The following is a 22511-nucleotide window of genomic DNA, read 5'->3' on the forward strand; positions in this document are numbered from 1 at the left end:
GCGGCGCGCCCGGAGGCATACGTTTACAGCTGCAGGGTATAAATGCAGAGGCCTGAGGCCATATCAGGAAAATGAAGGATTTCCTGCAGGGAAAAGCCGCTTTTTTCCAGAACCCGGCAGGAGCCTGCGTTGTCCTGGACTACATAGGCCTTCAGACACCCGATTTTTTCAGCGGCAGCAGCATTTTTCATGTGCCGCACCACTTCGGTGCTGTAGCCCTTATTCCAGCAGTCAGGATAAAGGAATACGGACATGGAGCGCGTATCCGGCTCATTTTCCTCCTGCTTCAGCGCCGCAATGCCCACAGGGGATTCGTCCTCTGTCAGACAGATAAGCCAGCCTGAATTGCCGGATTTGGTATATTCATAAAAAAGCTCCTCGGCCTCCTTCCGGCTGGTATGGGTTGAAAAACGCATGTATTTTGCCACCCTGGGATCTGAGGTAAGGGAATAGATGGTATCAATGTCCGCCTCGGTGAGCGGACGGAGAAAGGTTTTATCAGCTGCCATTTTTAGCTGCCTCCTGGAATTGTAATTTGAAGAAGCCCCGCCGGCAGTGTGTGCCGGTCAGGGCTTTCTTAACGTAAAAATACGGCCTACAGAAGATGGATGCCGTGGCTTTCCGCTTCCGCCATTATTTCCTCCGGCCACAGAGAGCACTGAACCTCCCCGATGTGGGCTTTTCTCAGGAAGAACATACAGATACGGGACTGGCCGATACCGCCGCCGATGGTGTAGGGCAGCTTTTCTTCAATAATAGCCTTCTGGAAGGGCAGCTGCGCCCGTTCCGGGCAGCCTGCTTTTTCAAGCTGGGAAAGCAGGGCCTCTTTATCTACACGGATACCCATGGAGGACAGCTCCAGCGCAATGTCCAGAACCGGATAATAAACCACGATATCCGCATTCAGGGACCAGTCGTCGTAGTCCGGCGCGCGGCCGTCATGCCTTTCGCCGGATTCCAGCGTATCGCCGATCTGCATGATGCAGACAGCGCCTTTGGCCTTGGCAATATAGTATTCCCTTTCCTTTGGCGTATTGTCGGGGAACATGGTTTCCAGCTCCTGGGTGGTAACAAAGAAAATATCGTGGGGAAGGATTTCTTCTATGTAATCGTACTGGATGGACATGAACTTTTCCGTTTTGCGCAGTACCTTATATACAATGCGCACGATATCCTTCAGCGTGTCGAGGCTGCGTTCCTCTTTGGTTATGATTTTTTCCCAGTCCCACTGATCCACGTAAATGGAGTGGATATTGTCCGTAACCTCATCCCTGCGTATGGCGCTCATATCAGTATAGAGGCCTTCGCCGGGCTGGAAGCCGTATTTTTTCAGCGCGAAGCGTTTCCATTTGGCCAGAGACTGTACGATCTCGGCTTCGTAATCATTCTGTTCCTTGATGCCGAAAGCTACGGGACGCTCAATCCCGTTCAGGTTATCGTTCAGGCCGGAAGCAGGGTCTACAAAAAGCGGCGCAGATACACGCAGCAGGTTCAGCCGTTCTGCCAGCAGCGTCTGAAAGAAGTCCTTTACCGTCTTAATGCCGATCTGGGTATCGTGGAGGGAAAGGGATGATTCGTAATTTTTAGGGATGTTTAAGTTTTCCATCTTTTTTTCTCCGGTTATATTGCGGCCGGATATATACCTCCGAATTTTTGGTTAAAATAATCCTTTCCTATCATAATCCAGCAAAAAGGCGATGTCAATTGCTTATGTGAAAAACAGGGAGGGAAGGTTACTGAACAGTAACCCTGAACTGTGAAGCTGCACTGAACGTATTCGACAGGAATATTGTCTTTTGGGCAGGAGGACTTTATAATGTAGGGATAAGCAGAGGAAAATGAGCGGGATACAGGTGAGTGGTTTTTAAACAGATAGAAAATTAAGGGAAGAATGGAAGGAAGGGAACAGGGAATGAACCGTAAAATGGATAAGGACAGGGTTTTGCTGGTGGAGGATGATGGAAGCCTGATTGACGGGCTGGAATACGCCCTGAAGAAGGACGGGTTTGAGGTGGAGGTAGCAAGGAGTGTGGAGGAGTTTGGAAAGCTTTACACGGACGGAAGGTTTGATGTGGTTTTGCTGGATGTTTCACTGCCGGACGGGAACGGATTTGAGATTTGCGAACGGATCCGGCGGACCTCGGAGGTGCCGATTCTGTTTCTGACGGCTGCGGATGAGGAGTTCAATGTGGTCAGGGGGCTGGATATGGGCGGGGATGATTATGTGTCCAAGCCGTTTCGGCTCAACGAACTGCTTTCCAGGATTCATTCGCTGCAAAGAAGGGCCGGAAAAAGAGGAAAAGGGGCGGGCGTGGTACAGGAGCCTGTGCTGGAGTCCGGCGGTATCCGGGTGGATTTGGTGGGAAACAGGGCCTGGCTGGAGGAGGAGCCGCTTGAGCTTACAGCGCAGGAATACCGGCTGCTTTGTCTGTTTCTTAAGAATCAGGGGATGATTCTGACAAGGGAGCGGATTCTTGACAGGCTTTGGGACGGAAACGGGGAGTTTGTGGACGATAATACGCTGTCCGTTTATATCAGGAGGCTGCGGAGCAAAATAGAAGAGGAGCCTTCTTCTCCGAAGCATCTGCTCACGGTACGGGGGCTTGGTTATCAGTGGAAGGAATAAGTCTGGCGGCAAAGGAGTTTAATGGTGGGAAGTTTATGTAAAGACAGGGATATACGCAGTTTTTTGGCGGGAAGCGCCGCTTTGATATTATGTCTGGTATTGACAGGCGGCTTCCTTCTGTTCAGACAGATGGAAGATATAAAAAAAGTGTATCTGCAACAGCAGGCGGAAGCGGCCGGCGCCCTGCTGGAGGCCGGTGTGGATCCGGCCCGGGCGGCAAAGCTGCTTGCCGGGGAAATATCGGAAGAAATGGCTGCGCAGGGCAGGCTGTTGATGCGCCGGGCAGGATATGAAGAGACGCTGGCGGTTTACCTGATGCCTGTCCTGCGTTCCCTGGGCGGTAAATGGGGAGCTGTCTACTCCGTTTTTGGCCTGACAGCCATTGGCCTGTCGGTATTTCTGGTATTTTGTCTGCTGCAAAGGGAGCATATCAGGCTTAAGGAAATGGAGGAAAATGTGCGCCGGTTTACGGAAGGAAATTTTGACCGGAGGATCGCTGCCGAAGGGGAAGGTGATTTCGCGCTGCTTTCCACGGCGGTGAATGAAATGGCATCCTCGCTGAATTCCCACAGGGAAGCTCAGATGAAGGCAAAGGAATTTCTGAAGGATACGATTTCCGATATTTCCCATCAGCTGAAAACGCCGCTGGCAGCTCTTTTTATGTATCAGGATATCATTCAGCAGGAGAGCGTAGAAGAGGAAACGGTGAAAAAATTCGCCGCCAAATCCGTGGCCGCCCTGGAACGGATGCAGACGCTTGTATTGAATCTGCTTAAAATCGCCCGGTTGGATGCGGATATGATCCGGTTCGGCAGCCAGGAGGTGAAGGTGCGCGGGCTGATGGAGGATATCCGTTCGGAATTTGAAACACGTGCGCAGAGGGAGGGCAAAGAGATAATTCTGGAGGGCAGCCAGGCCTGCTATACTGTGTGCGACAGGGACTGGATGCAGGAGGCTGTCTCCAACCTGGTGAAAAATGCGCTGGATCATACAAAAGAAGGCGGAAAAATAGAGATTTCCTGGGAGGCGGTGGGAACCGGAACAAGGATTCAGGTAAAGGACAACGGAAACGGTATCCATCCTGAGGACATGTACGCTATCTTCAAACGATTCTACAGGAGCCGTTTCTCCAATGACGGGGAAGGGGCCGGGCTGGGGCTTCCTCTGGCCAAGGCGATTGTGGAAGGGCATGAAGGGACGATAAGTGTGGAGAGTGCCTTGGGAGAGGGCGCTTTGTTTACGGTGTTTCTTCCTTACAAAGAAGTAAACCGGTAATCTTACAAATTTGCAAGCTGCCATACACCTTGGCGTAAGGCGCATCCATTATACTTACTTTCAACAAATAAATAAAGCTTTCGCGGAATACTCAGCCGGGAAAGCATCAATTCTATAAACATTAAGAAAGGAAGTTCAGGATGGAAATCTTAAAAGTAGAAAATCTTGGAAAAACCTACGGCACAGGAGATGCGAAGGTGGAAGCGCTGAAAAACGTATCCTTCACGCTGCAAAAAGGAGAATTTGCGGCAGTGGTGGGAGAATCCGGTTCCGGGAAAAGCACGCTGTTAAATCTGGTGGGCGGACTGGATACACCGGGCGCAGGCAAAATACTGGTGGAGGGCAGGGATCTTTTTTCCATGAAGGAAAAAGAAAGGACCGTATTCCGGAGGCGGAACATCGGGTTTATTTTCCAGGGCTTCCATCTGATACCGGAGCTTACCGTGGAACAGAACCTGGTGTTCCCGGTGCTTCTGGATTACCAGAAGCCGGACATGGCATACGTGGAGGAGCTGATGGGAAATTTGGGGCTGAAGGAAAGAAGGAAGCACCTGCCCAGCCAGCTTTCCGGGGGACAGCAGCAGAGAGTGGCGATCGGCAGGGCGTTGATGAATCATCCGGCGCTGATTCTGGCGGATGAACCTACAGGCAACCTGGATTCCAGGACGAGCCGCGAGGTCATTTCCCTGCTGCACAGCCTGTCCCGCAAATACCGTCAGACAGTGCTTATGATCACACATAACATGAATATTGCGGCGGATGCGGACCGGGTATTTCAGGTGACGGACGGCTGCCTGAAGGAAGTGAATGCCGGAAGGGAGGCTATATATGAATAGTTATCTCGAGCTGGTAAAAGAGTATGCCGAAAAGCACAAACGGAAAAACCGTATGAGCCTTTTTGTTATCCTTCTGGCGGTGGCGCTGGTTGCCACGATTTTCGGCATGGCGGATATGGAGCTGCAGACACAGCAGATCAGCATGAAAAAACAGTATGGCAGCTGGCATATTGGGATAAAGGATATGGCAAGGGAACAGGAGCAGATAGTGGCCCTGCGCCCGCAGATTGCCGTCTCAGGTTATCTGGAAAGCGTCGGCGGTCGTTCCGGTTACACGCTTTTTGGCAAGGACGTCAATATTTGCGGCGCTGACGAGGCGCTGGCTAAGGAACTGGGAATCAATCTGGAGGCGGGGAACTGGCCGGAGAAGGGAAACGAAGCCCTGATTACCGGGACAATGGCCCGGACCTTTGGAATAGAACCTGGGGACAGCATAACCCTGAAACGGCCGGACGGCGATGAAATGCAGCTTCTTATTACGGCTGTCGCCGGGGATACGGCGTTTGTACTCAAGGCAGATCAGGCAGGAATCCTGATGCCGGTGGAAACGCTGCGCAGGCTGTTTTCCCCGGAGGATTACAGCAGCGCCTATTTTATCAAATTCCGGCCCTTTACCAACATACAGGCTGAAAAAATGAAAATCGCGGAGAGCCTTGGCATTTCTCCTGACTCAATAGGGGAAAACGCCTATCTTCTGGCGGCGATGGGGCAGAGCGATGATCCCTTTTTCGTAGGAATTTACGGAACGGCCGCGGTTCTTTTCCTTTTTGTCCTCACTGCTGCAGTGCTGATGATAACCAGCAGCTTTCAGACCAGTGTTACGGATCGGATCCGTTTTTTCGGCATGCTCCGTTGTCTGGGGGCAACCAGAAAACAGGTGAAGCGTTTTGTCATAAAGGAAGGAATGCGCTACTGCCGGAAGGCAATTCCGGCGGGGCTTGCCGTGGGCGTGCTGGTGATCTGGATGCTGTGCGGTTTCCTGCGGGTGATGAATCCGGAATATTTTTCAGATATCCCGCTGTTTGGCATCAGCATCCCGGCCTTGGCGGCGGGGGCTGCGGTTGGCCTGGCCGCCTGTCTGCTCGCCTCCCTTTCCCCGGCAAAAAAGGCATCCTCCGTATCCCCGCTTACAGCGGTGAGCGGCAATGCCCGGCTGCCCGGACAGATGAAAAATATGCGTTTTTTCAGGACCGGTAAGGTGGATAGGAATCTGGGAATCTATCATGCCCTGGAAAACCGGAAGAACCTGCTGCTTATGACCGTGTCCTTTGCCCTGAGCATCCTGATGTTTATGAGCTTCTCAGGAATCGTTGATTTCATGCATCATGCGGTGCGGCCGCTGCGTCCCTGGAGTCCTGATCTTTCCCTGGTGAGCGCCGACAATACCTGCTCCATTGAAAATAAAATATACGAGGAACTGGAAAAGAATCCGGAGATAAATAAGGTATACGGCAGAATGTTTGCATTTGATGTCCCTTTCTCCGGGGAGCAGTCGGAGACTCAGGAAATGTCCTATTTGGTCTCCTATGAGGAGCACCAGTTCGGCTGGGCGGAGGACTTCCTGCAGGAGGGCAGCATTGAGGAAGTGCAGGGAACACCTGGAAAGGTGCTTGCAGTCGCGGGAGAAGGCAGGGACTGGCATACGGGGGAGAGACTGGAACTGGAGCTGAACGGGGAACTCAGGCAGGTGCAGATTGCCGGAGTGCTTGGCAGCAGTCCTTTTGACAGTGAAAACGGCGAGAGCATTTTCATCTGTTCTGAAGACAGCTTCCGTCAGCTTACCGGGGAAAATGCCTTTACCATACTGGATATACAGCTGAAAAGGGGGGCATCAGAGGAAATGGTAACGCAGCTGAGGGAACAGGCCGCCGGGCTTGGGCTTACCTTTTCCGATGCCAGGCAGAGCAAGGCGGAAAGCCAGGCTGTTATGATTTCCTTTTCGGTGTTTGTTTACGGTTTCCTGGCGGTTATTCTGATGATAGCCGTACTGCATATTATTAACAGCATTAACATGAGTGTTACAAGCCGTATGAATCAGTGCGGCGTGATGAGGGCCATCGGCATGGAGGGCGGCCAGCTGCTTCGCATGGTAAGGGCGGAGGCTGTTGTATACGCGGCGTTAGGTTCCATACTGGGGATTGCCATGGGTATTCCGGCACACCATTTCGTATTTAAAATGATGGTCACCAGCCGTTGGGGAACGGCCTGGCAGATGCCATTCCTGCAATTGGCAGTTGTAGTGGGAGTGACCGTCGCCGTCACCCTGTTGGCGGTAAGAGGGCCTGCCAGGAAAATCAGGGACATGGATATCGTGGAAACTATCCATGCGCTGTAGAGATGCAATCGATCAGGCCGGGATTTCTTGAAATGTTTGCTCCTGTATATAAAGGGCCGTATTTTGCTCTGTCTCAGGCAAAAGTATTTATCCGCTCCTTTATGTGAAAACAGGGTAACAGATCAGTTATCAGGATTGTTATCTGGGGTAGAATATTTTATATGGAAAGCATGTATTTTATATTGCGTCCTTTCCTGAGTTCAACTATAGTGAAAGAATAGTAGCAGAAAAATTTGGACAGAAACACATTCAGGAGGGGACGCCATGTTAAGAAAAAAATGCTGTGGATGAAGGACAGCGGCAACATAGGGGATGAAATCAGACAGTGCAGGGACGAAGGCCGGCAGATTGAGGCGCTTCTTCCCCGGGCGGAGAAAATTGCCGCCATGGAAGACGGGGAGGAAAAGGAAAAACAGGCCAGGGAGCTTCTTTTGGAAATGGAGAATTGTCCTGTTAAAGCCATGTTTCCATATGAAGAACCTGAGGCCTGTGAGGATATCCGAAAGGCCGCGCAGGGTAGCAGCCTGTGTCGTCCGGTGCCGGAAGAGGAACTGGAGAATCGCCTGAAGGGCGCCTGGATAGGCAGGGCATCTTGCTGCCTGCTGGGAATTCCGGTAGAGGGCTGGAGCCGGAGCAAAATCCGCGGCTTTCTCAACAATGTTTTCCATCGGCGGAAGGACAGGAAAGCTCAAACGTATGCGGCGTCACGGAGATTTTGTAGGCAAGCGGCAGAACCCTTCCATTTTCCGGAAGAGCCGTATGTCTGTGCAGAATCTCCGTCAGCGCCGTAAAATCGTCCGTATAATGACCATTCTCATCCCGGTAAATCTGCTGGGCATAATAAAGCTTTCTCAGCTCCCATTTGCGCCGTTCATCCTCCGGAATGGAGCCTGCGCGGCCCCCTTCTTCCTGCCCGTCCGTGAAAAAGACAAATCCCCACAGCTCAGGATAATGAATATTGATGACGCCGGTTGGCGCCCATACCCAGTTATCCTCGGGCAGGGGATTGCCGGTTACAGGGTCGGTGCGTTTTCTGTAACATCCGTCTTCCTTGTCTACAGTCCACTGCACCCTGGAAAAATTCATGCGGTAATACTCCCCGGCCTTCGGCGCCCTTTTCCCCGGCAGGCATTCGGTGATCGCCCGAAAGGGAATCACCACCTCCGCGGACCAGCCTGTATTTTCCCCATCCGGCCGGTTGATGCTCCCTTTAACTGCAACAGCGGTGCGCAGGCCGTGGATGTCATAGCCGTTAACCGCATTTCCCCCGTCACGGTAGGCGGCCGGAAGGAACAAATCCCATACCGTATTCAACACATTCATTTCAAATTCATAATACTGCTGGGTGTCGGAGTCAGGGTCAATGAAGATTTCAAAATCGTTATCCTGGAAAATGACCTCATCACGTCCTGTTACATTTCCCCAGATCTCATCTCCGTAAAGCTGCGCCCCGATATATAGGTTTTCATCATCCCAGAGCATCTTAACCCGTGTCCCGAAACGCGGGGCGGGCATATGCGCTCCCTGGATATCGATGAATTCATCCGTAAAAGGAGCGTCAGCCCAGAAATCCTTGTCCAGATTTCCGTCCGGCTGCAGAGCCGTCCCTGCCCTGCGGCAGTAATACACAGGCGGGTGAAAATCAACGGCCGGGACAGGAATGCGGATATTGTCCATAAAAACCTCTTTTCCGCGGGAAGAAACGGATACCGGTTTATCCGGACATCCTTTCTCCCGCTTTTTTTGATATTGTATCACTATGTTCATAAATATTCAACAAAAGTGAACACTATAGTAAAGAAAGAACAAAAAATACAATCGATTGTCACTGAAAGGAAAAGAATAATATACGAAATAAGCGAAAATATGACCAAAACCAGCACTCATAAAAAGGTTATTTTAGAAAAATGCAAAAGATACATAATGAATAAAATTTAACACTAATAATTTTATATGTTTTGTAAAAATGGTAAAAAATGAACAAATATGTATGAAACAGATTGACAAAGTGCATGTGCAAAGTTATTATTTACCTAACAAAAACGACATATAAACGAAAAGAATTTAATGGCAAATTACGATAAAAAGCGTGCCTGCAGTTTTCTGTAAACATAATGAACATATGTTAAAAATGTTAAGCGCGACGGAGAAAAACGTACCGCAGAGACATCTAAAATAACAGCTCAAGAAGGGAGAAGTGCATGAAAACGAAAAAAAAGAGAAAGAAAGGAACAACAATGAGGGCATTGCGGCGTGATATATCGCTCTGGCTTTTCTGCATACCGGGCGTCGTGCTGACTTTCATTTTCAGCTATATTCCGATGTACGGCGTACAGCTGGCGTTCCGCAGGTACAATGCGAAAGCGGGGATTTGGGGAAGCCCGTGGGTGGGACTGTATTATTTCAAAAGGTTTTTTGAATCCCCCTATTTTTCATCAACAATTAAGAATACGCTTGTTCTGAGCCTGTACGGCCTGATCGTGTCCTTTCCGATCCCCATTATCCTGGCGTTGCTGCTGAATTCATTCCGGCACAAAAAATACAGGAAGCTGATTCAGACGGTTACCTATGCACCGAACTTTATTTCCACGGTGGTCATGTGCGGTATGATTATCCTGTTTTTATCCCCTTCGGTTGGTGTTATCAATAATATTATACAGTTTTTCGGGGGAGATCCTGTCAACTTTATGGCGAAAAAAGAATATTGGAGACACATTTACGTATGGACTGGTATCTGGCAGGGAATGGGCTGGAGTTCGGTCATTTATTTTGCGGCTCTTTCCGGAATCAGCCCTGAGCTGCATGAGGCGGCCAAATGTGACGGCGCCACAAAGCTGCAGCTTATCAGGCATATTGACCTGCCCTCCATTATGCCTACGGCAACGGTCCTGCTGATTATGAACTGCGGCAGTATCCTTTCCATAGGTTTCGAGAAGGCGTATCTGCTGCAGAACGACCTGAATCTGAACGTATCGGAAATCATTTCCACATATGTATACAAGGTCGGCCTTATTAATAACGACATGTCCTATTCCACGGCAATCGGGCTTTTTAATACACTGGTCAATCTGGTAATGCTGCTGATTGTTAACAAAGCCGCGGATAAACTTTCAGGCAACAGCCTTTGGTAGGAGGAACAACGAGATGACAGAACCTAAAATAGCTCCCAGGAAAAAGAAGATGAAACGCTGCAAAGAAGACGTGATCTTCGATACGGTTGTTTTTATTGTACTGACTCTGATTCTGCTGATTGTGGCATATCCGCTTTACTGGGTGGTGATTTCTTCCATCAGCGATCCCAGCGCGGTGTCCGGCGGCAAGGTAATCTTAAGGCCGATTGGATTCACATTGAACGGCTATGCGGAGGTGTTTAAAAACAGCGCCGTTATGAAAGGCTTTTTTAACTCCATTATTTACACGGTCTGCGGCGTGTGCATCAATCTGGTGGTAACCCTGCCCACCGCTTATGCGCTTTCAAGGGACAGGTTCGGGGGAAAGAAAATTGTAACGCTTTTTTTATATGGTCACCATGTTTTTCGGCGGCGGCCTGATCCCCACTTACCTGGTTATCCGCAACCTGCACATGCTCAATACCATATGGGCGCTGGTCCTGCCCGGCTGCCTGAGCGTATACAACATGATTGTGGCGAGAACCTTTTTCAAATCCAATATTTCTGAAGAACTGTATGAGGCGGCGGAAATCGACGGCTGTACCCAGGGACAGTTTTTCTTCAGGATTGCCCTTCCGCTTTCCGCGGCCATTACGGCGATTTTGGTTCTTTATTACGGCGTAGGGCATTGGAATTCCTATTTTTCCGCGTTGGTTTATATTTCTGATTCCGAAAAATATCCGCTGCAGCTGGTGCTGCGTAATATCCTGATTACAAATGAAACGGCGCTGGCGCAGACCGCCACGACAGAAGCGGCCAGGGCTGCGCTCAGGGAAAAACAGCAGCTGATTGACGTTATGAAATATTCCCTGATTATTATCAGCAGTATCCCGGTTCTGCTTTTATACCCTTTTATACAGAAGTATTTTGTCAAGGGAGTAATGATTGGTTCCCTGAAGGGCTGACGCATTGCGGTGTTTACCGGCAGAAGGCCGGATGAATACAGGCAGCTGCAGCCAAAGGGCGGCTGCCAATATATAAAACAGGAGGAAAAAGAATGAAAAAGAAAGCGGTTGCGTTAGTGCTGGCGGCGGCAATGTGTGTGACGTCCCTGGCAGGCTGCGGCAGCAGCACTGCAAGTACAACGGAAAATGCATCGGGGGAGGTATCGGAGGCTGTCGTGGATGAAAGCGGCAAGGTGGACGGCGTCATGTATAAGGTGGGGCTGCCGCTGGTGGATGAGGGAACCTACGGCTTTTCCATTTTCTGCGACGATTCCAAGGAAAAACCTGAATACTATATGCTTGATGAGTTCAAGAAGCAGACCAACGTGGATGTTGAAATGCGTATCTTCCCTTATGAAACGGCTACAGAGAGACTGAATCTGGATTTGAACTCGGGAGATTACGCGGATGTCGTTGGCGGATGGACATTAAGCGACAGTATGATCCTGACCTATGGCGTGAATCAGGGGGTATTTATTCCTCTGGAGGATTATTTTGCCGAGTACTGCCCCAGAATTACAGAAATCCTGGATCTGCCCGGCGTAAGGGAGGAAATGACGGCTCCGGACGGACATATCTATGCCATTCCCTATGTCTGTGACGATACCAAGGTAGGCTATTCTCCTTATATCAACGGCAGATGGCTGAAAAATGTGGGGATGGACATGCCCACAACAACGGAAGAGTTCGAAGCCGTGTTAAAGGCGTTCAAGGAACAGGACGCGAACGGGAACGGAGATCCTAACGATGAAATCCCGTTTTCCGCAGACCCCAACAATAAGCATATTGAATCGATGACCGGCTGGTTCGGACTGCCCATGGGAAAATCTGGTATAGGAATCCTGGATGAGGAAGTGGTATTTGCAGGCGCAAGCAGCACCTACCGGGAATTTTTAAGCTGGTTCAACAGCCTGTATGAGCAGGGATTGATCGACCTGGAGATTTTCACACAGGACAGCTCCACCTGGGAAGGCAAAGGAAACCGTGATCTTTACGGGGTTTCCATCGCATACGGCAGCGGTGAGTTCTCCGGTATTGTTGTGGAGGGCGGAGAAAAGAGTGAGTTCGATGTGCTCCCCGTACTGAATACGGATAAAGGGGGCATGTGGATGAGAGATACCAACGGCTTCAGTGTGTACAGGACACAGGCGGTTATTACCGATAACGCTGAGCATCCCGAAGTGATCTGCCGCTGGTTTGACAATGCATTCCAGCTGGAAAACGGTATCGGATGTAACAGAGGCCCTGTAGGAACCGTTGTATTCAAGGAAGACGACGGCTACCGTGCCATTGATGTAAAGACTCTTCCAGAGGAGGATCAGGAAAAATTCAGCTGGGGAAACCTGTGGCCGCAGTCTCTGCCCAAATATATGCCTTCCGGCTTTAAATACATCGAGGATCATCCCACCTATAATGAAAAGAAGGTTATGGAAGACACCTATGAGCCTTATCTGACCAAGACTACCATTCCTTCTTTCTGGATCCCGCTTGACAAAATCGACAGATATTCCGACATCGCAAGCGCGCTCACCGATTACTTCAACCAAAGACAGGCAATGTTCATTTCCGGCGAAATGGATATTGACGATGACGCACAGTGGCAGAGCTATGTTGACGGTCTGTATGCGCTGGGACTGGAAGACTGGATGGATGTCCGCGGTATTGAAAAAGTAGTGGAATAAAAGCTGTGCCTGCGCGGGCAGGCAGCATATGCATGCCGGCATAAAACCGCCAGGACGGCGGTAAGCTGGAAAGAAGCTTTATAAATAGTTGAACAGATAAATCCCTGCCGCCTTGTCATTGGGCGACAGGGGATTTTTGGAGTTTGGAAGCGGAGGGGAATTTTATGATGCAGGAATGGTTCAGAAAGGCCAGGCTTGGGATTTTTATACACTATGGCATTTATGCGGTGGGGGATGTATCGGAATCCTGGTCCTTTCATAATGGGAATATTTCCTATGAAAATTATATGAAGCAGTGCGGGGGCTTTACCGCCTCCCGGTATGATCCGGCGGCCTGGGCGGAGCTTTTTAAAAAAGCAGGCGCGCAGTATGTGGTCATGACGTCCAAGCATCACGACGGCGTGGCTCTTTTTGATACGAAATACAGTGATTTGAACGTGGTGAAGAAAACGCCGGCAGGCAGGGATCTGGTAAAGGAATATGTGGAGGCGATGAATGCCGCGGGGCTGAAGACCGGGATTTATTTTTCGTTGATTGACTGGTCGGATCCCCGCTACCGCAGCATTTATCCGGAAGGGGCGAAGCGGGAGGACTGCCTGAAGGATATTTATGGTTCCCCGGCCGGCGGGGAGGAGGACTATGGAAAGTGGGAGGAGTTTCTGGAATTCAACAATAATCAGCTCAGGGAATTAATGACAAATTACGGAACTGTGGATTTGCTCTGGTTTGATGGAGACTGGGAACGGAGCGCGGCACAGTGGAAAATGCCTCAGTTCCGGGAATATCTTCACAGCCTGAATCCCAATGTGGTGCTGAATTCCCGGATGCAGGGCTATGGCGACTATGGGACGCCGGAGCAGGGCATCCCCCTTTACGGCCCGGAAGGGGAATGGGAGTTCTGTACCACCATCAATGATTCCTGGGGCTATCGGCCCAGCGATAACGATTATAAGACCAGCGGGCAGATTATCCGTATGTTCTGCGACTGTATCACGCTGGGCGGAAGGCTTCTTTTGGATGTGGGGCCAAAGGAGGACGGCACGCTGGATGAGCGGCAGGAAAAGGTGCTGCTGGATCTGGGAAGCTGGATCCATGATCATGAGGAAGCAGTGTATCCTACGGGAAAGGGTTTAAGCTACCATCAGTTTCTGGGAGGCAGCACGCTGTCCGCGGATCAGCAGGTCCTTTATCTTTTCCTGTATGACAAACCGCTGGAAAGCGTATGCGTCAAAGGGGTGAAGACACCTGTAAAAAGAGTGACGGCGCTGCACAGCGGCCAGGAGCTTCATTTTTCCTATACCGGCTCACTGCCGTGGAGCGGCATCCCGGGGACACTGTGGATTTGGGCGCAGGATTTGCAGACCCATCCCTTTGCCACGGTGCTGAAGGTGGAGCTGGAAGGAAAAATTACTTATAATCTGGGACATGGAGAAGTGGTGACGAATAATGACTGAGGATATGATGGAAAAATTGCAGACAGCAGATGAATTGACAGAGGAAATCCCTGACAGCGCGGCAGGGGAAAATGAAGAAGCGCCGGAGGAGAAAATTGTACAGGGAGTACATAATTACAGCGCCGCGGAGGGCTATGTCCGGCCCACGGATCCCAAGGTGCTGGAGAAGCTGGAATGGTTCCAGGATCAGAAGCTTGCGCTGATGATGCACTGGGGACCATATTCCCAGCTGGGAGTGGTGGAGTCCTGGGCGCTTTCCGACGCGGATGCCGGCTGGTCAAGAACCGACATCGACTGGGAGGCTGACGGCAGAAGCTTTAAAGAACAGTATTTCGGGCTGAACAAAACCTTTAATCCCATCCGCTTCGATCCGGAAAAGTGGGCGGAAACCGCTGCCGAAGCAGGAATCCGCTATCTGGTATTTACGACGAAGCATCACGATGGCTTCTGCATGTGGGACAGCAAGTATTCCGATTACAAAATCACCGGAGAGGACTGCCCTTTCCATACCCACAGATATGCGGATATCTGCGGGCATCTGTTCGAAGCCTTCCGGAAAAAGGGGATGGGGATTGCCGCCTATTTTTCCAAGGCGGACTGGCATACGGACAGCTATTGGGCGAAGGGGTTTCCCAGAGGGGAATATATGTGGAGAGGACCTTCCTATGTTCCGGCGGAGCATCCGGAGGAATGGGAACGTTTTGTGGCCTATACCCAGAACCAGATCCGGGAGCTGGCGGCAAATTATGGAAAGCTGGATATCATGTGGTTTGACGCCGGGTGGGTCTGCCCCCAGGCAGGCCAGGATATCCGTCTGGGCGAGGTGATCGAGGAAATCAGAAGGTGGCAGCCGGGCATGCTGTGCGCGGACCGCACGGTGGGCGGCCCTTATGAAAATTATATTACGCCGGAGCAGTGCGTGCCGGAGGAACCGCTGGGAGTGCCGTGGGAGAGCTGCATTACACTGGGGACCTCCTTCTCCTTTGCCTATGAGGATACCTATAAAACGCCGCGGGAGGTAATCTGCCTGCTTGTTGACATCGTGGCCAAGGGCGGTAATCTGGCAATTAATGTGGGGCCTCAGCCGGACGGCAGACTCCCCAAAGGTGCGGTTGCATCCCTGAAGGGAATGGGCGAATGGCTGAAGGTATACGGCGAGGCCATATACGGCACTCGTGTCTGCGATCCTTATAAAAAGGGGAATATCGCCTTTACCCGGAAAAAGGATGAGGATATTCTTTATGCGCTGGAGCTGTTCCCCGATGAAAAAACGGTGGTTCCGGAGGTGGTGCTGCTGCCTTTTACGGAGGATGTGATCGAAAGCATCGTAAAGGTGACGATGCCTGACAGCGGTGAGAGCATTCCCTTTACCCGGCAGAAAAGCGGGATTCTGGTAAAACCGCCCCGCAGGCCTTTGGATACGGCGCCGATCGCCAGAGTATACAGGATAGAAAGAAAGCGCAGGAGCGCGCGGACAGGAGAAGAAAGAAGATGATGAGGTTAATCGGCTATGTGGGCGCAAGGGATCTTTCCGTCATAACGGAGGAAGATATCCGGTGCCTGGATGTAATCAATATTGCCTTTGGGCAGGTACGGGACGCTTGCATGGTTTGGGACGGGCAGGCCTGCAGGCCTGCGCTGGAGCGTATCCGGAAGATAAAACCCGGTATTAAAATCCTGCTTTCCGCAGGCGGCTGGGGCGCGGATGGTTTTTCCCAGGCGGCGCTGACGGCACAGGGCAGGGAAAGCATGGCGGCGAGCGCTGCTGCGCTGGTGACGGAATACGGGCTGGACGGTATAGATATTGACTGGGAGTATCCGGGAATGGCCCTGTCGGGAATCGGCTCCCATGTGAAGGATAAGGAAAATTTTACGCTGCTTTTGCAGGCGGTGAGAGAAGGGCTGGACGCTGTCGGCGGAGGATATATGCTGACCACTGCGGCTGGCGGGGATTCCTATTTTACCAGGCAGACCAACATGAAAGAAGCGGCTGTTTTTCTGGACTATGTCCAGCTGATGACTTATGATCTGCAGGGCGGCTTCCAGAAAGTGACCGGGCACCATGCGGCGCTGCGTCCCGGAAACTGCAGCCTGTTTGACGCCTGTGTTGACAAGGCGGTCAAGGCCTTTCTGGCGGCGGGGGTCCCGGCGGAAAAGCTGGTGGTTGGCGTTCCCTTTTATTCCCGGAAATGGGAAGGCGTGAAGGGAGGCGGCCCAGGACTGGGCCAGGAGGCAGAGACCGTGGGCGGCTACGGGCCGGATTACGGCAGCCTGACAGCGGATTATATCAACAAAAACGGATTTATCCGTTACTGGGATGAGGAAGCGTCATCGCCCTATCTGTTTGACGGAAGCACCTTTATCAGCTATGAGGACGAGGAGTCCATGGCGCTTAAGGTGAGATACGCGGAAGAAAATGGCCTGGGCGGCATCATGTACTGGGAATACCGCTGTGACGGGACAGGGACGCTGACCGGCTTCCTGCGGCGGGAACTGGACAGGGGGCTGTGCCCTGGGGGGAAACAGGAACCGGGCAGGGGGCCATGCCCTGGAGTGGAACAGGAACCGGGCAGGAGGCCATGCCCTGGAGTGGCTCAGGAACCAGGCTGGGGACTGTGCCCTGGAGTAGTTCAGGAACCGGAGGTAAACCGGGGCGGGGAGGCGGCGCATGAAAGCGACTGAAACAGCAGCTGTGCTGTCCTCTGCCCTGCAGGACTATGCGGAACGGAAGTTCCGGGAACGGGCCGAAATCTATGCCCCCATATTTTCTGAAATCGAAAGCGGGCTTTCCTGCTGTACGCAAGAGGAAGCGGTGCTGATGCGTTTCCTTTACGGAACGATGCCGGTGCGGGATGCGGGGGAATACGGGTTTGAGGTATTTTTATCCTATGTACGGCATGCGCTGTGGCTGCGTGACAATGTGGAGTGGTGCAGACGGCTGCCCGAGGATATTTTTGTCCATTACGTGCTTTATTACCGCATTAATACCGAGGATATCAGCGACTGCAGACCGTTTTTTTATGAGCGGCTGAAGGACAGGATTGCCGGGCTTTCCCTGGAGGAAGCAGTTAGGGAAATCAATTACTGGTGCGCGGAACATGCAGCTTATGAGTCTACGGATGGCAGAACCGCTTCCCCCATGACCATGTACCGCTGCGGAAAAGGAAGGTGCGGTGAGGAATCCGCCTTTGCGGCGGCTGCCTGCCGCAGCGTGGGAATTGCCGCCAGGCAGGTCTATGCGCCCAGGTGGGCGCACTGTGATGATAATCATGCCTGGGTGGAGGTTTATATTCACGGCAGGTGGCATTTCCTTGGAGCCTGTGAGCCGGAGGAGGAGTTGGACCGGGGATGGTTTTCCGGCCCGGCGGGACGGGCGATCCTGATACACAGCCGATGCTTCTGCGATTATGACTGCGGCGGCATGCAGGAGGAATGGATCGGCAGGGAAGACGGGGTGTACTATTTGAATGAAACCGCCTCCTATGCGAAGACCTGCCGGCTTACAGTTATGGTAAAGGACGCGTCGGGAAGGCCGGTGAGGGGGGCGCGGGTCGCTGTGGAGATACTGAATATGGCGGAATTTTTCCCGGCGGCAGCCCTGGTTACGGATGAAAACGGCGAGGCAGGCATCACCATGGGAATCGGCGATGTCAGGCTGAGAGCCTGGAGCGGCGGCTGTGTATGTGAGAAAATGGTATTTCCGGCGCAGGAAGCCGGAGCCCGGGACAACGGGCTTAAGGAAAACGGGACAGGGGAAATCAGGACGGAGCTGGTGCTGAAAAGCGGATATCCTTTTATTCAGGAGGAGGACGCGAAGGGACGGCTGGCCGGAGGAAGCAATACCTGGGAACAGATATTGCTGACGGCGCCTGCGCAAGCCCCTGTCTCCTGCGCCCGTCAGTCGGAGGAACAGAAAGGACGCAGGCAGCGGCGGCTGGAAGAGGCCGTCCGCCTGCGGGAGGAACGTTTCCGCACCCTCCTGGGGAAGCTGCCCGCAGGGGAATTCCCTGAAGAGAAGGAAATGCTGCAAATCGCCGGGGAAAATGCGGCGCAGCTGTATGCCTTCCTGAAAAAGGACGGAAACCCTGACAGAAAGCGTCTGCTGCACAGCCTGGCCCGGAAGGATTACAAGGATGCGCATGCCGGTGTGCTGGAGGATCATCTCAGCTGCACGCAGGGAGAGCTGCCGGAGGATATCTATGTCCCGTATCTGCTTTGCCCCAGGATTTACCTGGAGGTGCTGACGCCCTGGCGCAGCTTCATCCGCAGCTGTTTTTCGGAGGAGGAAAAGTCCGCTTTTACCCAGCGGCCGGAACTGGCATGGGATTATATAGAGAAAAATATCCGGTATGATGCCCGGCTGGATTACAGCGCCGTCTGCGGGACGCCCATTGGCTGCCTGAAGTTAAAGTGGGGCAGCCTGCTGACCCGGAAAATACTGTTTGTGGCAATCTGCCGCAGCCTGGGCATCCCCGCCCGGCTCCGGCGCAGCACCATGCAGCCGGAATATCTGGAAAACGGAGAATTCCGGGCGCCCGCCGGACTGCGCGGAAAAGACAGCCCGGGCTGTCTGCCGGCGCCGGCATTGCTTACCCTTGAAGCGCCTGAAGCACAAAGCGGGGAGAAATGGAATTATGGACAGAACTGGACTATCGGGAAGCTGGAAGGGACGGGCTTCTGCACACTTGGTTATGAGGGGATTTGCTTTGCAGGGGATTCGCTCACCCTGGAGCTGGAAGCCGGAGTGTACCGGCTTGTCACCTCACGGCGTCTGCCGGGCGGCAATCGGCTGGCGGCTTTCAGCGTATTTGGATTAAAGTCGGGAGAACGCAGGGCAGTGGAGCTTTTGTCCGGGGAAAACGATGAAAAAACCATGCTTTCCGATTACCCGGCCAGGGAGCTGCCGGAGCTTTTTCTCTGGGATGTATCAGGGGAAAGACAGTCCCTTGCCCATATCACAGGACGCGGGACGGCGCTGGTGGCTTTCCTGGGCGCGGGAGAGGAACCGACAGAGCATGTGTTAAATGAGCTGAATGACTGTGCGGGGCAGTGGAACGGCAGCGGCGCTGAAATAATCGCGGTGCTTCGAAGGCCGGAGGAACTAAAGAATGCCACGCTGCAAAAGACGCTGGCACGTCTGTCTTCAGTGCGTATTTATTTTGACAGAGAGGAAGCGTCGGAAAAGACTGCGGCCGTGATGGGCGCTGATCCGGAGAAACTCCCTCTGCTTGTGCTCACGGAAGAGGGCCGCCGCGGGATTTATTCCTGTGCGGGCTATCACGTGGGCAGTGTGGATTTGATTTTACAGATTTTGCTTTTGAGAAAAAAGGGCAGAAAAGAGGAAAATGATGATAACATTAACCGGAAAGCGGAATGACGCCTGTTTTGCCGAGTTTGTCTGGGAAGGGGACGCCCGTATCAGAAGCTACCGTCTGGGTCTTGAGCAGCTTTTTCACGGCAGGTACCTGGAAACGATGCTTGTGCCTTTTACGGGCCAGGCCGTCCTGCTCATCGGCTGCGGGAAAAAGGAGGACTTCGCTCCGGGGCTTACCGCGGTAAAAGAGGTGCTGGCGGCAACGGCGGCAAAATGCAGGGATTTTAATATCCGGGCCTGCTCCATGGATGTGAGCTGCTTTACGCAGCTCCTCGGGCCGGAGGCATTTACCGCGGCCGTTCTGGGGCTGGGGCTTGGCTGCTACCGCTACCGTTATCAGCCTTTGGAAAATGAGGAGGCATGGGACTGTGATTTCCAGCTGGAAAACGGGGAAGCGTATGCGGACAGGCTGAAGGAAGCGCAGGAGCTTCTGGCGGGGATTTGCTTTGCCAGAAATATGGTGAATACGCCGGGAAACCACCTGCGGCCCATGGATTTTGACAGGATTATCACCGCTTATGAAAAGGATGTGGAGATCGAGGCGGAAACCCTGGTCTACGGCCAGCTGCGGGCGCTGAAAATGGAAGCGCTTTACAGTGTGGGGCAGAGCAGTGAATATCCTCCCTGCCTGCTGATTCTGCGGTATCGGGGAAACCCGGACAGCGATGAAATCTACGGACTGATCGGAAAGGGAATCACCTGTGACACCGGCGGCTACTGTCTGAAAAGCAGTGATTCCATGGGAGGCATCAAATCCGATATGGCGGGCGCGGCGGCAGTGGCGGCTGCGATGCACGCGGCAGCCGCGCAGCGGCTTAAGGTGAACGTGACGGCCTGCCTGCCTTTGAGTGAAAACAGGATATCCCAGTCAGCGCTGCTTCCGGGAGACGTGATCACAGGCTTTGGCGGCAGGACAATAGAGGTGCTCAATACGGACGCGGAGGGACGTCTTGTGCTGTCTGATGCCGTGAGCTACGCAGTCCGCAGGGAAGGAATCACAAAAGTTCTGGATATTGCCACGCTCACAGGCGCGGTGGCGAATATGCTGGGCAATACCATAGCGGGAGCCATGTCGGATGACGATGGGTTTTATGCCCTCTTTGAACGGGCGCTGGAGCATTCGGGAGAACGCTACCTGCGCCTGCCCTTCGGTCGGGAGCATGAGAAGATGATAAAAAGCGATGTGGCGGATGTGAAAAATGTGGGAGGAGGCTGCTGCGGCACCATCACGGCAGGGCTGTTTATCCGCAGCTTCTGTGAAGGAAGGCCCTGGCTTCACCTGGACATCGCCGGTACGGCCTGGTGCGGTTCTCCCACCTATGCTTATGAGAGCAAAGGAGCCACCGGAGCCGGGGTGACAACCTTATATTATCTGATGAAAGAAGCGTCGCTGCCGCACTGAGCATTCAGTGCGGCGGCGACGCTTCTTTGCCTGACAGTATTTCTTTTTTCAGGCCTTATCCGTCAGTCTCCGGTGGAAGCGCGGAAAATCACCTGGGAAGAGATATAGGTGGTCTCAAACTGGCTGTCCGGATGCTGTATCCGGTACAGAATCTGAGAGGCAAGCCGGTTGCCGATATCCTTATTGAAGACCTGGACCGTGGTCAGCTCCTCCGCCAGCGGGCTTTCCATATTCCCGTCAAAACCGGAAACAGCCACGTCCTCAGGAATCCTGAAGCCCCGTTTTAAAAGCAGCTGCATCAGGATGCAGGCCACATAGTCGCTGACGCATACAAAAGCCTCAGGCATTGCAGGAAGCGTATCGAGGAAGGCATCAATTTCCTCTTTATAGGTAAAAGCGCCGATGGATCCGGTGAGCATACATTCCTTTGACAAAGCCAGCCCAAAACGTTCCAGTGTTTTGGTAAAGCCTTCATACCGTTCATAGTTGGATTTGGCATAGTTGATGTCCCCGATAAAACCAAAGGTTTTCCGGCCCTGCTTTATCAGGTGCTCCGTTATCCGGGCGGTGCTGACGCCGCTTTCCATCAGCAGGAGATCCCCGTTTAAGGAGGATGGGTCAATGGCTGTGGCCGTATCCAGAAAAACCTTGGGCGTATCAGCCCGGGACAGCAGACGTATCAGCCGCTCATTGTAAACATTCATAACAATGATACCGTGTATGCTTCCTCCAAGCAGCTGGGACGGAAGCGTATAATCCTCCTCGATAACCGAAGGAAGATAGGTATAAACCAGATTGACATCGTGAAAGGAGAATTCCTTTGCGATCTGGTGGATAATGTTCATCCAGAAAATGGAAGTCTCCGGACGGCAGACCGCTACCGCAATGTTGACGTCCTTTTTTTCGGGGACTGCGTTCCGGTCAAGCTCTTCCGGAAATTTATAATCGAGTTCTCTGGCTTTGGCGAGTATTTTTTCTCTGAGATTGCCGGATACACCCTCCTGGCCGCTGAATACCTTCCAGACTGTAGTACGTGAAACGCCCAGAGAAGAGGCGATTTCCTGAAGTGTCGCTTTTTTCATGCTGTGTTATAACCAATCCGCGCGCTGCGCAGCACGCAAAAATAGAGTAACAGATCCGGAAAAACGCGCCATTTGTTCAACCGGACAAAAAAGACAGAGGCCATGGACAAATATGGGAAAAGAAGGAGAAAAAAGCAAGCTTTCTGGTGTCTGTCCTGAGATTTATTATAGCATTGCGCAGTGACATTTTCAAATGTAAAAGAAGGGTAAAAGGGCAGGATAAACGCATCAGCGTAGGCGACGTCCTTCCCGCCGTCCGAGGCTCCCGGAAGAATAAGATGGAAAAGAAGAATAAATATTGTGATTGTAGCTTCCCGCATATATTCCCCAG

General features: G+C 52.4%; 17 protein-coding genes. 13 read left to right on the forward strand and 4 right to left on the reverse strand.

Going from position 1 to position 22511, the window contains the following annotated elements; all coding sequences use genetic code 11:
* Positions 1–23: 23 nt before the first annotated feature.
* Entirely contained in the window at positions 24–509 is a 486-nt protein-coding gene (locus FYJ45_RS15875) for a GNAT family N-acetyltransferase (RefSeq protein WP_102286936.1), read from the reverse strand.
* A gap of 86 nt (positions 510–595) precedes the next feature.
* Positions 596–1606 (reverse strand): aspartate--ammonia ligase, encoded by a 1011-nt coding sequence (gene asnA / locus FYJ45_RS15880; RefSeq protein WP_154465678.1) that lies wholly within the window; start codon positions 1604–1606, stop codon positions 596–598.
* Between the two features lie 306 nt (positions 1607–1912).
* Here asnA and FYJ45_RS15885 point away from each other — a divergent pair, with 306 nt between their 5' ends.
* The 4 genes from FYJ45_RS15885 (at position 1913) to FYJ45_RS15900 (ending at position 7072) form a co-directional block, all read left to right on the forward strand.
* Positions 1913–2626, forward strand: coding sequence for a response regulator transcription factor (locus tag FYJ45_RS15885; protein WP_235930831.1), 714 nt, complete (start codon positions 1913–1915; stop codon positions 2624–2626).
* An 81-nt stretch (positions 2627–2707) separates the two neighbouring features.
* Positions 2708–3901, forward strand: coding sequence for a HAMP domain-containing sensor histidine kinase (locus FYJ45_RS15890; RefSeq protein ID WP_207708431.1), 1194 nt, complete (start codon positions 2708–2710; stop codon positions 3899–3901).
* A 140-nt stretch (positions 3902–4041) separates the two neighbouring features.
* Positions 4042–4737: an ABC transporter ATP-binding protein gene (locus FYJ45_RS15895; RefSeq protein ID WP_021639318.1), complete on the forward strand. Its 696-nt coding sequence runs from the start codon at positions 4042–4044 to the stop codon at positions 4735–4737.
* On the forward strand, positions 4730–7072 hold the full coding sequence (locus FYJ45_RS15900; protein ID WP_195841837.1) for an ABC transporter permease: 2343 nt from the start codon (positions 4730–4732) through the stop codon (positions 7070–7072). The genes FYJ45_RS15895 and FYJ45_RS15900 overlap by 8 nt, the downstream gene beginning before the upstream one ends.
* A gap of 651 nt (positions 7073–7723) precedes the next feature.
* Here the strand turns inward: FYJ45_RS15900 and FYJ45_RS15905 are convergent.
* Positions 7724–8749, reverse strand: coding sequence for a carbohydrate-binding family 9-like protein (locus FYJ45_RS15905; protein WP_154465684.1), 1026 nt, complete (start codon positions 8747–8749; stop codon positions 7724–7726).
* A gap of 524 nt (positions 8750–9273) precedes the next feature.
* Between FYJ45_RS15905 and FYJ45_RS15910 the strand changes: the two genes are divergently transcribed.
* The 9 genes from FYJ45_RS15910 to FYJ45_RS15945 all read left to right on the forward strand — a co-directional run bounded on the left by FYJ45_RS15910 (position 9274) and on the right by FYJ45_RS15945 (position 21098).
* The gene (locus tag FYJ45_RS15910) at positions 9274–10203 is read left to right on the forward strand and encodes an ABC transporter permease (protein ID WP_154465686.1); all 930 of its coding nucleotides are present in this window, start codon (positions 9274–9276) and stop codon (positions 10201–10203) included.
* A 13-nt stretch (positions 10204–10216) separates the two neighbouring features.
* Positions 10217–10750 (forward strand): ABC transporter permease family protein, encoded by a 534-nt coding sequence (locus FYJ45_RS31810; protein ID WP_321170244.1) that lies wholly within the window; start codon positions 10217–10219, stop codon positions 10748–10750.
* The gene (locus FYJ45_RS31815) at positions 10656–11147 is read left to right on the forward strand and encodes a carbohydrate ABC transporter permease (RefSeq protein WP_321170245.1); all 492 of its coding nucleotides are present in this window, start codon (positions 10656–10658) and stop codon (positions 11145–11147) included. Before FYJ45_RS31810 ends, FYJ45_RS31815 begins: the two co-directional genes overlap by 95 nt.
* 92 nt (positions 11148–11239) lie before the next feature.
* Positions 11240–12868 carry an extracellular solute-binding protein gene (locus FYJ45_RS15920; protein WP_154465688.1) on the forward strand — a complete coding sequence of 543 codons (1629 nt, stop codon included), beginning with the start codon at positions 11240–11242 and terminating at the stop codon, positions 12866–12868.
* 164 nt (positions 12869–13032) lie between these two features.
* Entirely contained in the window at positions 13033–14322 is a 1290-nt protein-coding gene (locus FYJ45_RS15925) for an alpha-L-fucosidase (protein ID WP_035323751.1), read from the forward strand.
* Complete coding sequence (locus tag FYJ45_RS15930) at positions 14315–15817, forward strand: alpha-L-fucosidase (protein WP_235930832.1); 1503 nt, start codon at positions 14315–14317, stop codon at positions 15815–15817. The genes FYJ45_RS15925 and FYJ45_RS15930 overlap by 8 nt, the downstream gene beginning before the upstream one ends.
* Positions 15814–17004, forward strand: coding sequence for a glycoside hydrolase family 18 protein (locus FYJ45_RS15935; protein WP_154465690.1), 1191 nt, complete (start codon positions 15814–15816; stop codon positions 17002–17004). Before FYJ45_RS15930 ends, FYJ45_RS15935 begins: the two co-directional genes overlap by 4 nt.
* A complete protein-coding gene (locus FYJ45_RS15940; RefSeq protein ID WP_154465692.1) occupies positions 16991–19699 on the forward strand; it encodes a transglutaminase domain-containing protein in 2709 nt (902 codons plus the stop codon). Before FYJ45_RS15935 ends, FYJ45_RS15940 begins: the two co-directional genes overlap by 14 nt.
* Positions 19668–21098 carry a leucyl aminopeptidase family protein gene (locus FYJ45_RS15945; protein WP_235930833.1) on the forward strand — a complete coding sequence of 477 codons (1431 nt, stop codon included), beginning with the start codon at positions 19668–19670 and terminating at the stop codon, positions 21096–21098. The genes FYJ45_RS15940 and FYJ45_RS15945 overlap by 32 nt, the downstream gene beginning before the upstream one ends.
* Positions 21099–21160: 62 nt before the next feature.
* Here the strand turns inward: FYJ45_RS15945 and FYJ45_RS15950 are convergent, their stop codons facing one another.
* Positions 21161–22180: a LacI family DNA-binding transcriptional regulator gene (locus FYJ45_RS15950; protein WP_021639334.1), complete on the reverse strand. Its 1020-nt coding sequence runs from the start codon at positions 22178–22180 to the stop codon at positions 21161–21163.
* Positions 22181–22511: the final 331 nt, after the last annotated feature.

It is taken from the genome of Eisenbergiella porci (assembly GCF_009696275.1).
Taxonomy (GTDB): domain Bacteria; phylum Bacillota; class Clostridia; order Lachnospirales; family Lachnospiraceae; genus Eisenbergiella; species Eisenbergiella porci.

Coding starts and splice junctions, on each gene's coding strand:
- FYJ45_RS15875 (WP_102286936.1), bottom strand. CDS start 509: ATGGCAGCTGATAAAACCTTTCTCCGTCCGCTCACCGAGGCGGACATT.
- asnA (WP_154465678.1), bottom strand. CDS start 1,606: ATGGAAAACTTAAACATCCCTAAAAATTACGAATCATCCCTTTCCCTC.
- FYJ45_RS15885 (WP_235930831.1), top strand. CDS start 1,913: ATGAACCGTAAAATGGATAAGGACAGGGTTTTGCTGGTGGAGGATGAT.
- FYJ45_RS15895 (WP_021639318.1), top strand. CDS start 4,042: ATGGAAATCTTAAAAGTAGAAAATCTTGGAAAAACCTACGGCACAGGA.
- FYJ45_RS15900 (WP_195841837.1), top strand. CDS start 4,730: ATGAATAGTTATCTCGAGCTGGTAAAAGAGTATGCCGAAAAGCACAAA.
- FYJ45_RS15905 (WP_154465684.1), bottom strand. CDS start 8,749: ATGGACAATATCCGCATTCCTGTCCCGGCCGTTGATTTTCACCCGCCT.
- FYJ45_RS15910 (WP_154465686.1), top strand. CDS start 9,274: ATGAAAACGAAAAAAAAGAGAAAGAAAGGAACAACAATGAGGGCATTG.
- FYJ45_RS31810 (WP_321170244.1), top strand. CDS start 10,217: ATGACAGAACCTAAAATAGCTCCCAGGAAAAAGAAGATGAAACGCTGC.
- FYJ45_RS31815 (WP_321170245.1), top strand. CDS start 10,656: ATGCTCAATACCATATGGGCGCTGGTCCTGCCCGGCTGCCTGAGCGTA.
- FYJ45_RS15920 (WP_154465688.1), top strand. CDS start 11,240: ATGAAAAAGAAAGCGGTTGCGTTAGTGCTGGCGGCGGCAATGTGTGTG.
- FYJ45_RS15925 (WP_035323751.1), top strand. CDS start 13,033: ATGATGCAGGAATGGTTCAGAAAGGCCAGGCTTGGGATTTTTATACAC.
- FYJ45_RS15930 (WP_235930832.1), top strand. CDS start 14,315: ATGACTGAGGATATGATGGAAAAATTGCAGACAGCAGATGAATTGACA.
- FYJ45_RS15935 (WP_154465690.1), top strand. CDS start 15,814: ATGATGAGGTTAATCGGCTATGTGGGCGCAAGGGATCTTTCCGTCATA.
- FYJ45_RS15940 (WP_154465692.1), top strand. CDS start 16,991: ATGAAAGCGACTGAAACAGCAGCTGTGCTGTCCTCTGCCCTGCAGGAC.
- FYJ45_RS15945 (WP_235930833.1), top strand. CDS start 19,668: ATGATGATAACATTAACCGGAAAGCGGAATGACGCCTGTTTTGCCGAG.
- FYJ45_RS15950 (WP_021639334.1), bottom strand. CDS start 22,180: ATGAAAAAAGCGACACTTCAGGAAATCGCCTCTTCTCTGGGCGTTTCA.